Source organism: Hyalangium minutum, assembly GCF_000737315.1.
GTDB lineage: Bacteria > Myxococcota > Myxococcia > Myxococcales > Myxococcaceae > Hyalangium > Hyalangium minutum.
Map to the genome: position 1 here is coordinate 437,595 of NZ_JMCB01000001.1, position 19,561 is coordinate 457,155.

At 65.8% G+C, this 19,561-nt stretch carries 13 protein-coding genes; 8 read left to right on the plus strand and 5 right to left on the minus strand.

All coding sequences use genetic code 11. The annotated features are described in order from the left end of the window. Positions 1-196: 196 nt before the first annotated feature. Positions 197-1,882, minus strand: coding sequence for a tetratricopeptide repeat protein (locus DB31_RS01575; protein ID WP_052419635.1), 1,686 nt, complete (start codon positions 1,880-1,882; stop codon positions 197-199). Between the two features lie 234 nt (positions 1,883-2,116). Between DB31_RS01575 and DB31_RS01580 the strand changes: the two genes are divergently transcribed. From DB31_RS01580 to DB31_RS01595, 4 genes are all read left to right on the plus strand, one after another. Beyond that, positions 2,117-3,559 carry an ELWxxDGT repeat protein gene (locus DB31_RS01580; RefSeq protein ID WP_083967956.1) on the plus strand — a complete coding sequence of 481 codons (1,443 nt, stop codon included), beginning with the start codon at positions 2,117-2,119 and terminating at the stop codon, positions 3,557-3,559. Positions 3,560-3,631: 72 nt separating this feature from the next. Beyond that, on the plus strand, positions 3,632-4,450 hold the full coding sequence (locus DB31_RS01585) for a hypothetical protein (protein WP_157231730.1): 819 nt from the start codon (positions 3,632-3,634) through the stop codon (positions 4,448-4,450). 318 nt (positions 4,451-4,768) lie between these two features. Further along, positions 4,769-5,506 (plus strand): zinc metalloprotease, encoded by a 738-nt coding sequence (locus tag DB31_RS01590; RefSeq protein ID WP_044180997.1) that lies wholly within the window; start codon positions 4,769-4,771, stop codon positions 5,504-5,506. 13 nt (positions 5,507-5,519) lie between these two features. Beyond that, positions 5,520-6,149 carry a hypothetical protein gene (locus tag DB31_RS01595; protein ID WP_044181000.1) on the plus strand — a complete coding sequence of 210 codons (630 nt, stop codon included), beginning with the start codon at positions 5,520-5,522 and terminating at the stop codon, positions 6,147-6,149. A gap of 805 nt (positions 6,150-6,954) precedes the next feature. Here the strand turns inward: DB31_RS01595 and DB31_RS01605 are convergent. Next, positions 6,955-8,034 (minus strand): Rab family GTPase, encoded by a 1,080-nt coding sequence (locus DB31_RS01605; RefSeq protein WP_157231732.1) that lies wholly within the window; start codon positions 8,032-8,034, stop codon positions 6,955-6,957. Between the two features lie 436 nt (positions 8,035-8,470). Between DB31_RS01605 and DB31_RS01610 the strand changes: the two genes are divergently transcribed. The 3 genes from DB31_RS01610 to DB31_RS01620 all read left to right on the plus strand — a co-directional run bounded on the left by DB31_RS01610 (position 8,471) and on the right by DB31_RS01620 (position 11,268). Then, positions 8,471-9,931, plus strand: coding sequence for an ELWxxDGT repeat protein (locus DB31_RS01610; RefSeq protein ID WP_083967957.1), 1,461 nt, complete (start codon positions 8,471-8,473; stop codon positions 9,929-9,931). 92 nt (positions 9,932-10,023) lie between these two features. After that, entirely contained in the window at positions 10,024-10,428 is a 405-nt protein-coding gene (locus DB31_RS01615) for a hypothetical protein (RefSeq protein ID WP_044181007.1), read from the plus strand. A gap of 336 nt (positions 10,429-10,764) precedes the next feature. Continuing rightward, positions 10,765-11,268 (plus strand): HdeD family acid-resistance protein, encoded by a 504-nt coding sequence (locus DB31_RS01620; RefSeq protein ID WP_083967994.1) that lies wholly within the window; start codon positions 10,765-10,767, stop codon positions 11,266-11,268. 11 nt (positions 11,269-11,279) lie between these two features. Here the strand turns inward: DB31_RS01620 and DB31_RS01625 are convergent, their stop codons facing one another. Further along, positions 11,280-12,515, minus strand: a complete 1,236-nt coding sequence (locus DB31_RS01625; RefSeq protein WP_044181013.1) for a cytochrome P450 — start codon at positions 12,513-12,515, stop codon at positions 11,280-11,282. A gap of 63 nt (positions 12,516-12,578) precedes the next feature. After that, positions 12,579-14,216, minus strand: a complete 1,638-nt coding sequence (locus DB31_RS01630; protein WP_044181015.1) for an FAD-dependent oxidoreductase — start codon at positions 14,214-14,216, stop codon at positions 12,579-12,581. 658 nt (positions 14,217-14,874) lie between these two features. Here DB31_RS01630 and DB31_RS01635 point away from each other — a divergent pair. Next, positions 14,875-16,959: a site-specific recombinase gene (locus DB31_RS01635; protein ID WP_052419637.1), complete on the plus strand. Its 2,085-nt coding sequence runs from the start codon at positions 14,875-14,877 to the stop codon at positions 16,957-16,959. 16 nt (positions 16,960-16,975) lie between these two features. On the opposite strand, the gene DB31_RS48495 is transcribed toward DB31_RS01635, so the two are convergent. Then, on the minus strand, positions 16,976-19,246 hold the full coding sequence (locus tag DB31_RS48495; protein ID WP_075305817.1) for a S8 family serine peptidase: 2,271 nt from the start codon (positions 19,244-19,246) through the stop codon (positions 16,976-16,978). Positions 19,247-19,561 lie beyond the last annotated feature (315 nt).

Sequence of the window (19,561 nt, forward strand, 5' to 3'; positions counted from 1 at the left end):
GCGCTGCGTTCGCGAGATTGCGCGAGCTTGGCGTGCGCACACGGCGCGGCCAGCGACAAAGCAGGGCAACTCGGTGCCGCGTTTGGGCAGGAGACCTGCGCGCTCAGTCAGGGGACCCACGCATTGGCACTTCCGAGCGTGACTGAGCACCTTCCCGCACCTGCGACGGCAGCCCTGCGTCGCCCACACCGGGTGACTACAGCGCAGAGCTCGTGAGCCGGATGTCGGCTTTCGCCCACGCCCGCTGGAACTGCTGCTGCACCTGCGCCGCCTCGCGAGCGCGGCCCTGCCCCTGGAGCGCCTGGGAGAGACCGAAGAGCGCCCAGCCATTGCCCGGGTTGCGGCGCAGGTCCTCGCGATAGACGGCCTCGGCCTCCTTCCATCGCTTCGCCTTCAGCAGCGCCGCGCCCTGATAGTGACGCACGGGGTAGAACCAGTCGGCGGGCTCGGAGTAGACCAGCCGGTCCGCTGCCCGCACCGCGGCATCCCACGCGGCCAGCGCGTCCGGACGGCCCTGCCGCTCTGCGATGAAGGCCTCGAGCACCCGGGCCGCCGTACCCAGCACGTCGCGCGCGGTGTTGTTGCCAGCCCTCATGTCCTGGGGCACCTCAGCCGCCAGCTTCACCAGCGCAGCCTGGTCCGCGCACGCCTCGTCGAGCCGTCCCCGTGCCGCGAGCGCCATGCCATGCGCGTGCAGCCACAAGCCCGTGAGCACTGGGTACTTCGGGTCCGGACGCGGCTCGGCGAGCAGCTCGTCATAGCGCCCGAAACGCACCATCGTGAACAGCGGTGCGGCGGCAAAGAAGTCCATGCCGGGCATCATCGACAGCATCTCCGGCGGGAGGGCGCGCGCCGCCTCGCGCGAGGCGTGCAGCGTCTCCTCGGCCCGGCCCTGCATGGAGGCGGCGAAGGCAAGGAAACCCCAATTGTGGCCGAGGTACATGGGGTAGTAGCCGTGCGGCTTTGCCTCGCGCACATAGGCCTGGTCAGCGGCTATCGCACGCCGGTTGGCCTCTGCGGCCTCCTCGTACATCCCGACGCGTTGGTAGATGTGCGCCGGCATGTGCACGAGGTGCCCGGCCCCTGGGAGCAGCCCCGGCAGCCGGCGCGCGGAGGGCAGCGCCCGCTCGGGATGGGACGAGGCCTCGACCGCATGAATGTAGTAGTGGTTCGCGCCGGGATGGTCCGGCGCCCGCGCGAGCACCGCCTCCAGCCGGGATACAATCTCCTCAGTGCCCTGCGCCGGCTGGCCATCGATCGTCCACAGCTTCCACGGGTTGAGGTTCATCAGGGACTCGGCGAAGAGCACCTGGACGTCCACATCGTTGGGGAAGCGACGGGCCACGTCGCGCATGGCAGCGGCGTAGGCTTCCTGGAAAGGCTTCATCGCATCAGGGGGGAGCGGCGCTGGACCGCCGTAGCGGCGGGCCAGCGCGCCGATGAACGCCTGCTCCACGGGAGTGGCCTTCGGGGCGAGCGCCATGGCCCGCTGCACTCCCTCCCAGGCGGCCGAGGCGCGGTCCGCCAACATGGGCATGTTGTAGTTGGGTCCAAGCACCAGAGCCGCGCCCCAGAAGCACATGGCACACGAGGGATCGAGCTGGGCAGCCCGGGCGAAGGAGCGTGCCGCCTCGTCATGGTTGAAGGCGTAGACGAAGCGCAGCCCTTGATCGAAGTACGCCTGGGCCTCCTTCGAGCCCGTTGTCACCGGGTAGTGGTAGCTGCCGAGGTTGTCGAAGAGGATGGCGCCCTCTGCGAGTGTGGCCAGTCTGGAGCTCTGCCCCCGGGCTGCGGGCGGTGCATGGTGGGCTTCGGACTGGGCGAGCGCCCCCTGCCCCAGCAGCAGCAACAAGGCGACGACAGGCAACGTGGGCCAACGCATGGCGATACCTCCTCGATTTGCACGGGCGGATTTCAAATGTCGCCCCGCGAAGTGCCTACGTCAGCGGCCTCGGAGACAGGGGGTCCCGTAAGCGCCTGTCCTTCTGGGGAAGGCAAGCACTCGCGAGTGTGCTGTGTGCAATCCCCCTGGGGACCGTGAGGCGATGGAACTCGGGATGGATCGCCTCCCACCTTCCCTCGCGTGGGCCTCTCTCCCACGCGGTTGGGAGTCCTCATGAATCGTCTGAGCGCACCGTCTCGTCTGCTGTCCTGGCTGTTTCTGCTGTCCGGAGGCGCCGCACTGGCCCAGACGCCGGAGCTCCCTCCGGTTGTACCTGGCCCTGCCGCCATGCTCCTGGACATACGGCCCGGCCCCGAGGGCTCCGAACCCAACTTCCTCGAGGGAATGGCGCGCGGGCTCTTCTTCGAGGCCGACGACGGCACGCATGGCCGCGAACCCTGGACGAGTAACGGCACGACCGCGGGCACCCGGCTGCTGAAGGACATCCGCCCGGGGCCGGAGGGCTCGTTCGGCATCGGGGACCTGGACCTCAACGCCCAGCGCGTGGGCGGCTTCGTCTACTTCCCCGCCAACGCCGGCACCTTGGGGCTGGAGTTGTGGAGAACCGACGGCACGCCCGCGGGCACGGTGGCGGTCAAGGACATCAACCCCGGCTCCCAGAGCTCCAACCCCTCCTTCCTCACCGCCTTCGGCAGCCGACTGATGTTCCGCGCCACCGATGGGACGAGCGGGGACGAGCTGTGGAGGAGCGACGGGACCGCAGCAAGCACGGTGCGGGTGAAAGACATCAACCCCGGACCGGACAGCTCCGGCCCGTTCATGCCGGTGGCCATCGGCTACCGGCTCTTCTTCAACGCGAACGACGGTGTCCACGGTGGCGAGCCCTGGGTGAGCGACGGAACCGAGGCCGGGACCCGGCTCCTGAAGGACATCAACCCCGGCGAGGAGAGCAGCACGGCGTTCTGGTTCACCGCGCTGCGCGGCAGCGTCCTCTTCGTCGCCGATGATGGTGTGCACGGTCAGGAGCTATGGAAGACCGACGGGACGACCGCAGGCACGGTGATGGTCAAGGACATCCGTCCCGGCACAGGCCACTCCCTGCTCTCGCTGGGCGCGGTGCTCAAAGACCGGCTCTTCTTCTTCGCGGACGACGGCGTCCACGGCCGCGAGCTGTGGATAAGTGACGGGACGGAGGCGGGCACGGTGATGGTGAAGGACATCAACCCTGCGGGCATGGGCGCCCCAGGCGATGACTTCGCGGTCCTGGGCAGCCGGGTCTTCTTCGTCGGGGATGACGGACCATCGGGAGCCGAGCTGTGGATGAGCGACGGCACGGCGGTCGGCACGACGAGGGTGAAGGACATCAACCCCGGAGCGGCCTCTGCATTCCAGAACCCCGCGCAGTTCCAGGTGGTCGACGGGCGCCTCCTCTTCGTCGCGAACGACGGCACCCACGGCTTCGAGCCGTGGATAAGCAATGGGACGGTGGCGGGCACGAGGCTCGTCCAGGACATCAACCCTGGGGCTGGCTCCTCGGATCCCTGGCAGTTCACCGCTGTATCAGGGCGCGTGTTCTTCACCGCGGAAGATGGCAGCCATGGCCGCGAGCTGTGGGCCATGCCGAGCCCCACCTTCGAGGAGAACACGCCGCAATGACCATGGGCCCGGGAAGCGCATTGCCGGGTCCCAACTGCCGGAGGGGGGGCAATGAAAAGCAAGAGAGCAAACATGGCTGTCATGCGCGCGGCGGCCGTTGCCTGCCTCGCTGGCGCGCTTGCGTGGGCGGTGCCCGCGGCGGCATCGTCAGCTCAAGCGTGTCAGAGGCCGCCAGCGACGGCCCGGAAGCCTCAAGCCGCCGACACCTTGCCGCGCGCCATCGAGCAGACTTCAGCCGTCATCGAGGGGGTGGTGAGCCGAATTGAGTACGAGTACACGGAGGAGGAAGGGCCCTGGACAGTGGTGACCTTGTCCAATACCCAGACGCACCTGGGCAAGGCACCGAGCGAGGTAAAGATCCGGCAGTTCGGGGGACCTCTCCCCAACGGGCACAGGCTCGTGGTCGCCGAGCTCACCGAGCTCTTCCATGGCGAGCGCTACCTCATGTTCCTGCGCAACACGGCGTGGAACCTGTCTCCGATTGTCAGTCAGTACGCGCTACGGGTAGAGATCGTGGGAGGACGCGAGTTCCTTGTCAACGACGAGGGCCAGGCCATCATCGGTCTGGGAGAGAGCGGTCTGGAGTTCTCAAGCCCCCTCTTTCCGAGGCCGGACGTCTCGGGAATCTCGCCCAGCCAGGAGACCGCCACCCGTCCCGTGGCCGCTGCGCTGGCACTTGACCGGGCCCAGCTCATTGGCCTGCTCAAGGCGGAGGTGAGCACGCGAGGCGCCCGCGTGGGCGGCGAGTTTTTCGACTGCCCCGCGGGCGAGTTCCAGTGGCGCCGGGTCGCAACGATGCCTCACGGCGCGAACACGAGCCCAGCGACTCCCGCTGGCCCGGTGCGGAGTAGCCCTGAGCGGGACATCTCGCGCCCCTCCCCTCATCGCTGACGAGCACACCCTGAGGTATCCATGAAACAAGCCATTCATTCCTGGGCCTCGAGAGCGGCACTGGTAGCAGTAAGCTGTCTCTTGCTTCCGATGTCCGCGAATGCAGCGGTCTGGAGAACCTGTAATGGAAGCCCCATCCAATGGCGTGGCCGGGTCGATCTCCACCGTAACCGCTGCAGCATCCCAGACACGGGGATCATCCTGAGAGCCTACTGGAATGGTGTCCTTCAATGGGACAACCTGTCCGGCGTCGTTGACGGATTCTGGGTCAACCCCGCGACCGACTGCTCGATTGGACAAAACGATGGCCAGAGCGAGGTGGGCCTCACCAACCGGTCCAGCATCGATGGCGCGAATGGTGTCACCATCCTTCAGCTTGGCGCGTGCACCACCGGCCCCAGCAACATCAATGAAGCCGATATCCTGCTGGCCAGTGATCTCACGTTCGACGTGAAGTGGGGCAACTTCAGGGGCACCGCCGGGCGCAGCACCTTCGTGCACGAGTTCGGCCACTTCTTCGGGTTCCTGCACGAGGATGTGCACGCGGTTCTCCGGACGACTCCGCCGCACCTCCTCACCGGCGGCACCGAGTCATCGACTGTCTGGCCCAGCGACACCCTGGGCATGAACGCGCTGTATGGCTTCCGCTCGGGCGTGAACCTCCTCCCCTCAGCGCTCGGAGTCGTGGGGAGCTCCGTGCAGACGCTCGATCCCGCGCTCACGCTCACCCTGTGCCGAGGCAGCTCGAGGAGGACGCGCTTCTATCTGGGCAATGACGGGAACGTAGGCTCTGGCACTTATGGCTTGCGCATCCGCCTGAGTACCGTGCCTCCATTCAGCGGGTATACGGGGACGACGACGGTGGTGGCTTCGTTTACTCACTCGCTGGGAGGCTTTAGCCAGGGCATTTTTGATTTGAATTTCCGGATCCCTCCCACCCTGCCAAACGGGACGTATTACATCTATCTGGACATGGACCCTGCGCGCACGATTCCAGAGAGCCAGGAAGGGGACAACTCCACGGTCAGCGCGATGAGGATCAACGTCAACTGCTGAGAGGAGAATGCACATGGCACATGAATGGATCCTGGCCGTGATGGCCGCAGCCTCTTTGAGTGGCTGCAGGGACCGCAGTCCAGATGCTGAACAGGTGACACCGCCCTCGGAGGAACAGCCGGCACCTCCGGACCGCTTCGTCCTCACAACCCGTGACGGACAGCGGTTCACGGGGGCGGATGCTCGCATCGACATCCGGTTTACCGAGCGCACGGCACCAGCAGACGTGGAGCTGTCCTTCACGACGAGCGATGCGGCCGGCGGCACTTGGGCAGCACTCGCACGGCCCCCGGTGGATTTCCTCCGGCTCCGGAGCCTGGGAGTCCCCATTGCGACGGGCGCCCTGGGGCCTGGCCAAGCGGCGGTTGAGCGCAGGTCCGCCGAGGGGACTTCGACCCTGGCGGACTCCGGCGAGCTTCAGCTGAAGTTGGAGGACAACAAGCTGGTGGGCGAGTTCTCCCGTACGCCAGCGGGATTCGAGGCCCGGTTTGCCGGTCCGTTCGTGGTGACCTGCTCCGTCCCTCAATCCGCCGGCGGGCCGAATCCGCCGTCACCTGAGGGCGGCGGCTCTCTCGTGCTCGTGGTGGACACGAATTTCGAGACGGAGCTCTGCCGCCCCTTTGCCGCGCTGGCGGGCCAATAGCAGCTACCCGTTATCCGCTTGAGCAGGACTTGGGGGCGCTTCCTTGGACGGAGGTCCCCCCAGTGGAGCGGGCGTAGACTGCATCGCTGGGTCCGCAGCGGAGTCCTTTGCACCGGGTACCGCAGGTGGAGGGCCCGATGCCTCTCGTGGCGAAGGCGCATCGGCCGCAGCAGGCATGGGCTGCTTCACCGAAGCTGGAGACGGGTCCTCTGCGCCAGGAAGCGGCGAAAGCGCATCGGCCGCAGCGGGCGTGGGCTGCTTCACGAAAGCTGGAGACGGGCTGGCTGGAAGCGCGGAAGCGCCTGAACCCACTCTTCCTGCGTACTTCCTGGGAGGCCTCGAAGGGTCGCGCCTGATACCAGCCACTTCTGCCTTGCTCTCTTGAACGGCTTCAAAGAGCAGGTCGGCCCTGACGCTCAGCTTGGTCACCCTGTCTGAGAACTGCGCCAGGGTGACGTTGAGCTCTTCCAGGGAGTGAACCTTTTGTTCAAACGCCTCCAGCTGGCCTCGCAGGACTTTGATCTCGTCCGTCTTGGTCCTTGAATCAAGGATGACGAGAACGTTGGTTGTCACCACGCCTGCCACCGTTGCAAACAAAGAGAACGACCCCAGGAGCTCCAGGATTCGCCGCGCCACCTTGGACTTCGTTGAGGATGTTTTTGAGGGAGGATGGCTCGTTGGGGTGGCAGGAGAAGGATAGAGGATGCCGACATGAGGAGGATGGATCTCCGCATGCCGCTGGAGTTCAGCCACTTCATCGGAACTTCGGGGCAGGCGCCTGTCTTCAGGCGTCGGGTCACGCCACTTATGCATTGTTTGCTCTCATCATGGCTAGAGTCGACGAGGCGGAGATGGAATCGGTGTTCGAGACATCCACAGCAGCCGCCAAAAGATCATCTTCAAGCCGGTTGATCTGCTCCCCCTCCCTGACCGAACCCACATACACTTCGAACTTGATGCCTTCGCAGCGCTCCCGCAGCAACCCCTCGAGCTCCTTGAACAGCGCCCTGACAGCCTGTTTCTCGCGCGTCTTCAGGAGATCGGCCTTGTTGATGAACAGGCACACATAGTTCAGGGTCTCCGCGGTCAAGAACCCGAAGACAGCATCCAGCGCCGTGCCGCTCCATTGGGCAAGATGGGTCTGCACGCGATTGAAGTTCGGTTCGTCGATCTGGGACGGCTCATCGTCCATGGGCGACTGCTTGGGTTCCTCGATGTCCACGAGAACGATGAGCGAATTGACATGGCCGTAAGCCATGGGCGAGTACTTGATCTTTTGCTGCTTGATAAACGCACGGACGAGGGTTCCGATGTTCTGCCCCCGGTAGTCCGAAATATACAGATAGTGCCGGGACTGATCGGTCCTGCGCTCCCCGTGGAAGAGGTGGTACTCTTCAGTCTTCTTGTCAGGATTGGCATCCAGATCTTTCACCAGGCTCCGGATGAGCGTTGTCTTCCCAGTGCCGCCCAATCCAATCATGATGACAGAGTTGCGCTTGGCTGGCGGAGGCAGCTTGACGGGCTTGACCATGCCTTCGGCCCAGTCCTTGGCGACCTCCCGAGCCACTTCCTGGGTCTTCTGAGCGACCTTCTGAGCCACTTCCTGAGAGACCTTCTCCCGGGTTTCAGTTGCGACCTGGGTCTTCACGCGACGCTTGAGGTATTCCTGGATGCACCAGGAAGCGAGTCCGACCACCGAAGTGAGGAGGAAGTAGACGGCTTGCGACCACGATGTCTCCACCGGCAACGGCAACGATGGCGCTGTGTCCACCTGGGTGCCCTGCGCACCTGCGGATGTGGCAAGGGTGACGGCAACCAAGACGCCTATGTGAGTGCAGGCAGGCCAATCATGCCGCCCAGATGACAGTGAGAAGCGATAAGACACGGGCACTCTCCCTTCTGCTCGAGAACAACTGCACACGGAAACGGGGCGGGTGGTGCCTGAGGCGCTGTCACATCCTGAAGAACACCGAACCCGGGGCCCTGCTCATGAGCACTTCCCTTCGGAATAGGCTCATGAACGGTTGCGCCTCCTTGATGCGGCGCCAAAGTGCTGTCCGAGGCTCTCTCTCTCAAGCGTCCCCTTGGGTGTGGCCCTCTGTTCAGCGCCTCACCCCCGTGCTTCAAAAGAAGACTTCGAGGTTATCGATAACGTCCTCCTCCCCGAGGACCTAGCCGTTCTTGCCGTCCGCTGGTACGGCGCGGCTGTCGTCTCGGTGGCTGTGCCCTGGCACTGGCGCGCATACAGGCACGAGGGATGCACGGACCCGACTGGGCGGCTCACGTGGCTGGGCCGCCTGGCTCTCGCGAAGGAGGCTCTCTTGAAACCCTGGCACTTACTGCTGCTGCTCTTGGCTTGTGTGACTTCCGAGCAGGATCCCTCCGCCGATCCTGGCACGCCCTCGGATGCGGAGGCTGTGACACTCGCCGGCTCCTTGGCGCCTCCTGGCAACACCGCCCAGAGACTGGCGGATATCCGGCCAGGCCCTGAGGGCTCTGATCCGCAGGAACTGGTGCATGGTGACCGCGGCCTCTTCTTCACCGCGGACGATGGCATTCATGGACGCGAGCTGTGGGTCAGCACCGGCACGGGCGGCCCGGGTACCTTCCTGGTGAAGGATATTCGGCCCGGAGTGGAGAGCTCGAACCCGAGGGATCTCACGCGGATGGGGAACCGTGTCTTCTTCTCGGCCAATGACGGCGCGAGTGGGCAAGAGCTGTGGGTGAGCGACGGGACCCCCACGGGCACCTATCTCGTGAAGGACATCCTCCCCGGGGCAGGCAACGCCATCGAACCCGTTCCTTTCCGGCACGAGCGCCGCTTCCAGGAGTTCGGTGGGGTGCTCTACTTCGGCGCGAACGACGGTGTGCATGGAAGCGAGCTGTGGCGCAGCGATGGCACGGCGGTCGGCACTCGCATGGTAGAGGATCTCGCCCCGGGAACCGAGAGTTCCTCCCCTCGCCGCTTCGCGCGGACGGAGCAAGCCTTCTACTTCGTAGGCAGCCGAGGGACGAGCGTCCACTTGTTGCGCAGCACGGGCAGGCCGGGTGCTGTCTCCGTGCTGGAGCGCTTCGAGGACAACCTCATCTTCAATCTCACGCCGGTGATGTCGCGCCTCTTCTTCCTCGTGGACAATGACGAAGGCGAGGCCAGCCTCTGGAAGACGGACGGCACGGCGGCCACCACGCTCCCACTGCGCTTCTTCCATGGCGAGTACCCGCATGACTTCGTTGCGCTTGGAAACCGGCTCGTGTTCAGCGCGGGCGCGAACTTCAACGGCGGGGACTCCGGCGGCGAGCCCGAGGGAGAGGAGCTGTGGATGAGCGACGGCACCGTGAGGGGGACGTGGCTGCTCAAGGATATCCGCCCTGGCCCGTTGAGCTCCGCGCCCGGAGCGCTCGCGGTGCTCAACGGGCGCGTCTTCTTCGCGGCGGACAACGGCGGAGGCCTGGGACGCGAGCTATGGGTGACGGATGGTACCGCCGTGGGAACGCGCCTCTTCAAGGACTTGGAGCATGGGCCGGGTTCGTCTTCACCCGAGGAACTCACCGCCATTCAGGGCACGCTCTTCTTCAGCGCACAGACACCTGGGAGGGGTCGCGAGCTGTGGGTGAGCCATGGCACGGTGGCTGGCACCGTGCCACTGCCGGAGTTGAACCCGGGTCCGGCCTCAAGCTCGCCGAGCGGCTTCGTACACTCAGGCCAGGCCATCTTCTTCACCGCGAAAGACAGTGCGGGCCGGGAGCTGTGGGCCTTGCCCTTCTGGCGCACGAATCCATGAGGGCATCGGATGCCCCTCGGCTCCCTTCCCTCCCATGATTGCGGCATCTCTTCTTCATGCGCACCTCATGAGACAGGAGCAGGAGGCTCACCATGGCTGACGTGCTCACGCGGATGTGGCGGGAGCTCTCCGAGCGCCCCGAAGGACCGCTGGCGTTCCGTTTCTACATCCAACCGCTGATGGCGATGCTGTTCGCCGTGCGCGACGGCATCAAGGACGCGCGTGCGGGACGGCCCGCCTACTTCTGGGCGCTCTTCACGGACAAGCCGAATCGGAGGAAGTTGCTGCGCTCTGGATGGAACTCGGTCGACAAGATCTGCATCTTCGCGTTCGTGCTCGACACGCTCTACCAGCTCTTCGTGCTCAAGGGGTTGCGGCCAATCCAGGGGATGCTCGTCGCCGTGCTCCTGGCCCTCGTGCCGTACGTGCTGTTGCGCGGCCCTGTGAACCGGCTTGCGCGTGCCCTCCAGCATCGCAGGGCCAGCGAACAGGAATGAAGGAATGTGCCGAGCGGGAGCCACCCCTCCCCTCACCTCCAGTTGCTGGAGTGGCGGCCATGGGAGGCAGCGAGCCACCAGACGCGCGCCTCCCCATGGCATCGGGTGAGAGCCCTGAGGACTCGACCGCACCGGGACAACTCATACAGCCTGGTGAGCGGACGCTCCCAGTTCCAAGGGGGTGGGCTGTGGCTTGCCACGGCTTCGGGGCACTCCCAGGTTCGTGGTGAGACACCCCTGCTTCCAGCGAGGTCCGCCATGGCCATCACCGTCTCCCGTACCGAATCCACCCCGGGTTCCCGCACCACAGCGAGCATGTGGGGAGGGCCTTTCATCATGGGGTTGCTCTTGACGTTGCTCGGAATCGTGGCGCTGGGAGCGGTCGCCCTGACCAGTGTCGTCTCCGTCATCTTCTCGGGCACCATGCTGGTGGTGGCAGGCATCCTCGAGTTCGTTCACGCCTTCCGCATCCGCAAGACGGGCCCCTTCTGGACGTACCTGCTGGGCAGCCTTTTCTCCATCGTGGTGGGAGCAATGCTGGTGGCACGGCCGGGGGTCGGGCTGGTGACGGTGACGCTTCTGCTGGCCGGGTACTTCTTCGCCAGTGGACTCTTCCGGGGCATCACCTCTATTGCCGACCGTTACAAGGGCTGGGGCTGGGATCTGGCCTACGGCATCGTGTCTGTGATGCTGGGCGCCATCATCTTCTCCCAGTTCCCCTTCTCCACGCTGTGGACGCTGGGCCTCGTGGTGGGCGTGGAGATTCTCTCCCGTGGCATCTCCATCATGGCGGGCGCGCTGGCGGTGCGGGGAGTGCTGCGCCAGCAGGTTCACGCCTGAGACGGGGGCCGCTACCGCGCGCTCTTCGCCCGGACGCCGTCGATCTCGACGAGGAGATGGAGGGGGCCTCGAAGCACCGGGTTGGGCCGGTAGGGGGGCGGATCGGCGACGAGCCTGGGGTTCTCGAGGCGGCAAGCCAGCTCGGTCAGGGCAATCTGCGCCTCTAGCCGGGCCAGCGGTGCACCAAAGCAGTAGTGAATGCCGCTGCCGAAACCGAGGTGCTGGTTGTTGGTCCGGTCGGGGATGAAGCGATCGGGATCGCGGAAGCGGCCGGGGTCGCGGCTGCCCGAGGCGAGCATCAACACGAGCGGCGAGCCCTTGGGGATGGTGGTGCCGGCGATGTCGATGTCGTCCAGAGTGGCGCGTTGAGCCAGGAACTGCACCGGTGGTTCGTAGCGCAGCAACTCCTCGACGAGCGGGATGATCAGTATGGGTTCGCGGCGCAGCCGATCAAGCACGTCGGGGTGACGCAGCAGGGTGAGCATGCCATTGGCGATGAGGTTGACGGTGGTCTCATGGCCAGCGATGAGCAGCAACACGGCGGTGCTCACCAGGTCGCCCCGCGACATCCTCCCATCGGGACCGTTATCGGTGAGGAGCTGAGAGAGCAGATCGCCGCCGGGCTGGCGGAGGTGGGCGTCGGCGAGCCCATCGAGGTACTGGTTCAGCTCCGCGCTGATTCGGTCGCGCCGAACCTGCCGCTCCTTGATCGTCCCTGTGCTGGGATCAACGGTCTCGACGAGCGCGCGGACCCACGGGTGGAAGCGCGGTTCGTCCTCGCGAGGGACCCCGAGCAGCTCGCAGATCACCGTCACTGGGAGTGGGTAGGCAACATCGTCGACGACGTCTACCCGGCCCTTGCCCGCAAGCGCGTCGAGCAGGCCCGTGGTGATCTGGAGCAGCCAGGGACGAAGGGCATCAATCCGCGCGGGGCTGTGGGGCGGCCCGAAGGGCCGCATCGCTAGCCTCCGGAGCCGGTCGTGGCAAGGAGGGTCGCGTCCGATGAAGGGCAGCGGCAGCCCTGGAGGGCCCTCTTGGAGTGCGGCGGCCAACTGAGGATTGTTGCGGCGATCGGAGCTGACGCGTGGGTCGTGGAGCAACGCGACGATCTCGTCGTAGGTGCTGACGACGTACGTGCCGTCGGCCTCCCGCGCCACGGGCGTCTTCCGCAGCTCGGCGTAGAGCGGGTACGGGTTGGCCCGGTGGGCGGGGTCGAGGATCTGCTCGTAGATGCTGGCCTCTGCCATGACACAGCCTCCTGGAACACGTGGGACGTGTGCGGTGGGGGTTCCGGCCTGCCGACGCTCGAGTCACCGACGCCGGTACAGCCACTGGACCCGCCGCTCGTATGGCTCGCGGCCGGTAACCACGACGGTGGCCTCTTGGGTAAGCACAGTCCGATCCGGAATCTGGGCCGGAACAGGCAGCATCTCGGCGGGCGAGTCGACGGTGCGGAAGGCAGGAGGGAACGGCGCGGCCGCGTCGATGAGCCCCTGGTAGAACTCCAGCCATTTCGCCTGGTCGAAAGCGACCGCAGCGGTGATGCGTCCTCTGTAGCCGTAGACGGCCACGAACCGGCGCTCAGCGAGCGAGCCTTGGGTGATGACGAGCTGGTCAGCGAAGGTCGGCACCCCCACCGCCTTGATGTGGGTGCCGAACTGCGCGGACCAAAAGGTGGGCATGGCCAGGTGTGGCCAGCGGTCGGTCTCCGCGCTGATCATGTTGTGCCCCGCAATCTCGCCTTGCGCGAGCGCGTTGCCCCAGTGCTCGAGGGACAGGAACTGGTAGTCGCAGAGTGGGTGGGGGAAGCGGGCCACATCCCCCGCGACAAAGACGTCATCGGTCACCAGCCCGTTGATGTCGAACGCCCGGCAGCCCGTATCGCAGGACACTCCCCACCGTGTGGCCGCCAGCCCTGAGCCGCGCAGCCACTCCACGTTGCGGATCGCCCCCAGTGCGACCACAGCGATGTCCACCTCCAGCGTCGAGCCGTCGGACAGGTGGGCCCGCCGCAACCGCCCGCTCGCATCCCCCTCCAGCTTCGTGACCGTGACACCGCAGCGCAGGTCGACGCCGTGGTCGCGCTGCAGGTCCGCTGCAACTGCTCCGAGTACCCCGCCAAGTACCCCCACCAGTGGGGCGGCGCCCCGCTCGACGACGGTGACCGGCAGGCCCAGCTCGCGGCATGCGGAGGCAACCTCCGAGCCGACGAACCCGGCGCCGATGACCAGGACCCGGCCGGGCTTGGCAGCGAAGCGCCGCTGCAGCTGGGCTGCGTCGCCGAGGGTGCGCAGCACCTCCACCCCTTCCAGCGACGCCTCCGCCTCGTTGGGCCACGGCCGGGCACGCGTCCCGGTCGCGATCAGCAACCGATCGAACTCGACCGTCTGCCCGTTGGCGAGCAGGACCTGCTTGCCTGCCAGGTCGAGCCCTACGGCACGGACACCCAGGCGCCAGTCCGCATCAAGCGTGTCGCGAAGAGGCAGCATCGTGCGCTCGGCCTGCACCCACCCCGTCAGGATTTCTTTGGACAGCGGCGGCCGGTCATACGGCGCGTACGCCTCGTCCCCGATCAGGGTCAACGACCCGGCAAAGCCCTCGGTGCGGAGCGCGACCGCGGCCCTCAGCCCAGCCAGGGACGCGCCGACGATGACGATGCGGCCACCGCGCTTGAACGCCGCCTCCGCGGGGGTGCCATGCACGGGCGCAGCGGGCTTCCGTTCCTTTGCGGCGTCTTTCTGCACCGCCTCCAAGGTGGCCATCTCGCGAATGTGGATGGCCTGGACCGGGCATGCGGCCGCGGCCCGCAGGACCTGCTCACGAACGGACTCGTCTGGGCTGGGGTCGTACACCAGCGCGTCCCCGGACTGCATCTTGAACACGCTCGGCGCGAGGAAGGCGCACTGCGCATACCCCTGGCAGCGGGTGAGGTCGACGATGACTCTCATGTGAACATGGCCCCCTTGAGAAAGTGGCGCCTACCCCGGGCGAGCTGCACACCGCTGAAGCTGACGCGGCATCAGCGCAGGCAATCTCGACCCGCTCGCAAGCCATGCCCAGGGACGCAAGTCCGTGGAGTCACCCGGTGTACGTTCATCATCCGCTCCACGTTCAATCGTCAGTGGAGCGATCAGACCCTGGCTCACTGGCGCCACGGCCACGGCACGGCAACGGCGCAAATCCTGCTCGACGCGGTGGGGCGCTCAACCGGACGCTGTTCTCGCCAGCCTTCGCCTGGGACCGCATCGCCGGGCAGCTCGGGCACATCGCCGAGCAGGGAGTCATGGGGCGGCTCATCCGCCCCGCTTCGCGCTACGCAGGTCTCAGGACGGGCTGAGCATCCACGCAGGAGGCGGCCTGCTGGTGTTGCTCACCGTCACGGTACTCTCAGTCTACAAGCCATGGGGCAGGACTCCGTCCTGCTGGATAGGCAAGCCCGGCGGGCGCGCTTTCCAGTCTGTCGATTTGAAGACACAGTGCCTGTCACGAATGATTGCGACTCCCGTTCACTCTCAGCGTTCCAGACCTGTCTCCCCTCCCTCTGCATCCGCGCTGAATCCTCTCGCCTCTGCATGCGGACCCAGGAAGGAGGCACTGCTGTGCGAGTTGTACGCGCTGCTGGCCGCGGCTCCGCCTCAGGCGCCGCTCGCGGAGGGCGTGGCGTGGTTGGAGCAGCTGGCCAGCTGGCTCCGGACGCGCGGCCCCGCGCCCACGTGGCCTGGGCGGCTGGCACCGGTGGAGTCCGTGGGCTCGGCGCGGCTGCGGCTGTTGGTGGAGATCCTCAGCGAGGTGCCCTTGTGGTGCGAGGCCGTGCGAGGCGTCTTCGCGTCGGTCCTCGCGGAGACCTCCGCGCTGCGGCTGCTGGCCGACCCCGGCTTGTCCTCCGGCCGCGGCCTCGTCGGAGACCTCGTGGACCGGCTCGGTCAGAGGCTGGTGCCACACGCGCCGGACGAGAGCGATCTGGCGGCGCTGGTGTGGCGGCTGTTCCCAGGCTCGTCAGGAGCGAGCTGGCTGGATGAGCTGGCCAAAGATCAGGTGGTCGCCTTCTGCGAACTGATGTCTTCCCCCTCCTTCGCACCATTGAGGACCGGGGCGGAGGACGCGGTGGCCGTGCTTGCCGCGCGCGTCAGTGCCCTCGGACTGGCCAGCGATGTGCTGGCGCGGCTGCCGCAGGTCTCCATGGACCACTCTCCCTTCGTCCGCCTGCCGCTTGCGTGCGAAGCGCTGCGCCAGGCCGTGCGTACGAGCGCTCAGGGCAGCGAGGTGGAGCACCACCGGGAGGCCTGCGCCGAGCTCCTCGCGGGTTGCCGAACCGCCGCGCAGTCCGTGCTGGGCGACATGCATGAGCAGGCGGTGGATACCGATCTCGTCTACCGGCTCGAGCTGATCGGCCACTCGCTGGACCGGCTGGAGGCGCTGCTGTGGCTCCTGGCCCCGGACCAGCCTCACTTGCTGCCGGCTGCCGCGACGCGGCTGCTCTCCTCCCTGGTTCAGGCGCACCAGCGGGAGCAGAGCCTCGCCCACCTCCTCCGCGGCAGCGTGCGCTCCATCTCGCGGCGCATCTTCGAACACACCGGAGCGGTGGGCCGCCACTACATCACCACCAGTCAAGACGACTACCTTCGCCTGGTGCGCGCGGCGGCCGGTGGGGGGATGCTCACCGCGAGCACCGCGGCGCTCAAGCTGCTCATCACCTTCGCGGCGCTCCCCCTCTTCTTCGACGGTCTGGCGGCCTCGACCAACTACGCCCTCAGCTTCCTGCTCATCCAGCTGCTCGGCTTCACCCTGGCCACCAAGCAGCCCTCCATGACAGGCGCGGCCGTGGCAGCCTCCATGGATGTGAAGGTCGGCGACAAAGGCTTGCGCAGCCTGGTGAAGCACTTGGCCTGCGTCACCCGCTCCCAGTTGGCCTCGGTTTTCGGCAACCTCAGCGCCGTGGTGGCCACGGTCACGCTCGTGAGCATCGTCCTCCAGGGGCTGCTGGGCCGATCGCTGCTGGCAGTAAACGAGGCTGAGTATGTCGTTCATTCGCTGCACCCGCTGAAGAGCGGAACGCTGGTGTTCGCCGCGCTCACCGGCTTGCTGCTGTGGTGCTCCAGTGTCTTCGGCGGCTGGCTGGAGAACTGGGTGAGCTACCGGCGGCTCCCGGAGGCGCTGGCGAACCATCGGGGCATCATCCTCCTACTGGGTGAGGAGCGGGCGCGGTGGCTCGGCGCGGCCCTCGCGCGCAATGCCTGTGGCCTGGGAGCCAACGTCAGCCTGGGCCTGCTGTTGGGGATGACCCCCGCGGTGAGCCGGTTCTTTGGCCTGCCGCTGGATGTGCGGCACGTCACCCTCAGCGCCGGCACGCTCGCCTTCGCTGGCACGGCGCTCGGGCCCGAGCGGCTGCTGCAGCCGGACTTCCTCTGGGCGGTGGCCGGGCTCGTTCTGGTGGGAGTGATGAATCTGAGCGTGAGCTTCTCGCTGGGACTCTCCGCGGCGATGCGCTCGCGAGGCCTGGAGCCGGTGGGATTCCTGCGGCTGGGACGCGCGGTCCTGGCTGGCGGAATCCGCTCGCTGGCCGAGTTCATCATCCCTCCCCCACCACCGCTGCTGCCGGCCCGCCGTCCTACGTCCCGCTACGGAGTGCTCTCGGCGGAACGCCCACGCGCCTCCACGCGCGGGCAGGAGGGCCACACCGGTCCCCACTGATGCAGAAAAAGCCGCTCTAGAGCAGAGTGACGAAGACCGCTTTACTTCCAAAGCCCACAATATCCTGGCGGCCATCACCGTTGACGTCCGCCATCATGCGAGGGTCCTGACCGACGAGCCACCCGCTCCCCCATCCGTAACTATCCACGCGGAATTGCGGCCCCGTGAAGTTGCTGCCTGTTGAGAGGGCGATGTAGACACCGGCATTGCCGAACCCAACGATGTCCTGCCTGCCATCGTCGTTCACCTCCGCCGTCATGCGCGGGTGATTTTCGACGCGCCAACCTCCCGCCTCGTAACCAAAGTCCGCGACCCAGAGCTGCGGCGCGGCAAAGCTGCTGCCCGTGGAGAGGGCGACGAAGACACCGGCATTGCCGAACCCGACGACGTCCTGCCTGCCATCGCCGTTCACGTCCGCCATCATGCGCGGGTGGTTTTCGACGCGCCAACCTCCCGCCTCGTAACCAAAGTCCGCGACCCAGAGCTGCGACGTGGCGAAGCCGCTGCCTGTCGAGAGGGCAACGTAGACACCGGCATTGCCGAACCCGACGACATCCTGCATGCCATCACCGTTCACGTCGGCCATCATGCGCGGGTGTTTCTCGACGCGCCAACCTCCCGCCTCATAGCCAAAGTCCGTGACCCAGAGCTGCGGCGGGGTGAAGCTGCTGCCCGTGGAGAGGGCGACGTAGACACCGGCATTGCCAAACCCGACGACATCTTGCCTGCCATCGCGGTTCACATCCGCCATCATGCGCGGGTGGTTTTCGACGCGCCAGCCTCCCGCCTCGTAACCAAAGTCCGCGACCCAGAGCTGCGGCGGGGTGAAGCTGCTGCCCGTGGAGAGCGAGACGGAGACACCGGCATTGCCGAACCCGACGATGTCTTGCCTGCCATCGCGATTCACATCCGCCATCATGCGAGGATGTTTTTCGACGCGCCAACCTCCCGCCTCGTAACCAAAGCCCGCGACCCAGAGCTGCGGCGGGGTGAAGCTACTGCCCGTGGAGAGAGAGACGTAGACACCGGCATTGCCGAATCCGACGATGTCCTGCCTGCCATCGCCGTTCACGTCCGCCATCATGCGCGGGTGGTTTTCGACGCGCCAGCCTCCCGCTTCGTAACCGAAGTCCGAGACCCAGCGTTGCGGCTCCGAGAAAGCGAAAAGCAAGCGGTTGGGAGAACCCGCACCCGGGTCGGAAACCACGCCAGACGTAGCTCGATCGTTCAGCGCTTGACTGACTGCTGCCGGAGTGGCGTTTGGATTGATCTCCAAGTAGAGGGCCGCGGCCCCCGTCACATGAGGCGCGGCCATGGAGGTGCCCGTGAGCTCTTTTGTCGCGGTATCGCTCGAGAACCAGGCGGAAGTGATGTTGACGCCTGGAGCAAACATGTCGAGACAGGAACCGAAATTGGAGAAATACGGACGGGCATCACTCGAGTCCGTTGCCCCTACCGTCATCGCTTCAGCGATTCGAGATGGGGTATACTTGCACGCATCATCACCATTGTTGATCGCTGCAACAACATAGAGAATACCCTGACTGATTGAGCCGCGGATCGCATCATCAACAGCCGGGTTCGCTGCCCCACCCAGGCTCATGTTTGCCACCGCTGGTTTCACCTGATGGGTTGTCACCCATTCAATGGCAGCAATGACTCCAGACCAGGTGCCTGAGCCGTTGCAGTTGAGCACGCGTACCGAGTGCAGTTGGACCCCCTTGGCGAGCCCAAAGCGCTGACCGCCAATTGTCCCAGCGACATGAGTTCCATGACCATTGCAGTCCTCGGCGCCCCTCCCATCGTTGATGACTGTGAAGTCCGCCGAGGCGCGGCCGCCGAACTCGACGTGCGTGGTCCTGATGCCCGTATCGAAGATATACGCGTGAACGGAGACGCCGGTCTGGTTGTACCGATAAACACCATCCAGCGGCCTGTTTCGCTGATCGATCCGGTCCAGTCCCCAAGGTGCTTCGAGCTGCGCGTCGGCCAGCCGCACCACCCCGTCCTCTACGACATATTTGACCAGAGGATCGGCTGCGAGGGCACGCGCTTGGTTCTCATCGGCGGCTATCGCGAATCCACGGAGAGCGTGCTGGTACTCCTCGAGCACGGTGGCCTGATACCGGAAGGCGAGCGTCGATGCGACGGCCAGCACATCCTTCGCGGGCACATCGGCTTCCTTCAGCACGACAATGTATTGCCCTGGAATCGGATCTTCACTTCGAAGGAAACCCTGAGTGCTCTCTGCGCCAAGCGCGTGAGCAGCCTCGGTTTCTTGATTCATGTCCGGTCCACATGCCACACACATACACAACAACAGGGCTGGGACTGATGCTTTTACACGCATGTGTTTGCGCCTCCGAGATGTAGGTCAAAATAGGCGCAGGTACGTTTAAGTGAAGTACTGGAAGGGGTGCTCTGGAGTCGCGCTGCAATATCACTCACGAAACAGTCAAATCGTAAAAAGCTGTTTACTCGGCAACTGCAACTCGGCCTACGGGTATGAGTCGCCGTCACGCAGCATACGTCTTCCCCCTCATTTCCCAGGAGCAATGCCATGAAGAGCATCGGGTCTCGGCTGACAAGCTGTCTCGCGGTG

Bases quoted from the DNA above. Each gene is read 5' to 3' on its own strand.
- DB31_RS01585 (WP_157231730.1), top strand. From the start codon at position 3,632: ATGGCTGTCATGCGCGCGGCGGCCGTTGCCTGCCTCGCTGGCGCGCTT.
- DB31_RS48495 (WP_075305817.1), bottom strand. From the start codon at position 19,246: ATGAATCAAGAAACCGAGGCTGCTCACGCGCTTGGCGCAGAGAGCACT.
- DB31_RS01625 (WP_044181013.1), bottom strand. From the start codon at position 12,515: ATGGCAGAGGCCAGCATCTACGAGCAGATCCTCGACCCCGCCCACCGG.
- DB31_RS01615 (WP_044181007.1), top strand. From the start codon at position 10,024: ATGGCTGACGTGCTCACGCGGATGTGGCGGGAGCTCTCCGAGCGCCCC.
- DB31_RS01630 (WP_044181015.1), bottom strand. From the start codon at position 14,216: ATGAGAGTCATCGTCGACCTCACCCGCTGCCAGGGGTATGCGCAGTGC.
- DB31_RS01575 (WP_052419635.1), bottom strand. From the start codon at position 1,882: ATGCGTTGGCCCACGTTGCCTGTCGTCGCCTTGTTGCTGCTGCTGGGG.
- DB31_RS01620 (WP_083967994.1), top strand. From the start codon at position 10,765: ATGGGGTTGCTCTTGACGTTGCTCGGAATCGTGGCGCTGGGAGCGGTC.
- DB31_RS01595 (WP_044181000.1), top strand. From the start codon at position 5,520: ATGGCACATGAATGGATCCTGGCCGTGATGGCCGCAGCCTCTTTGAGT.
- DB31_RS01580 (WP_083967956.1), top strand. From the start codon at position 2,117: ATGAATCGTCTGAGCGCACCGTCTCGTCTGCTGTCCTGGCTGTTTCTG.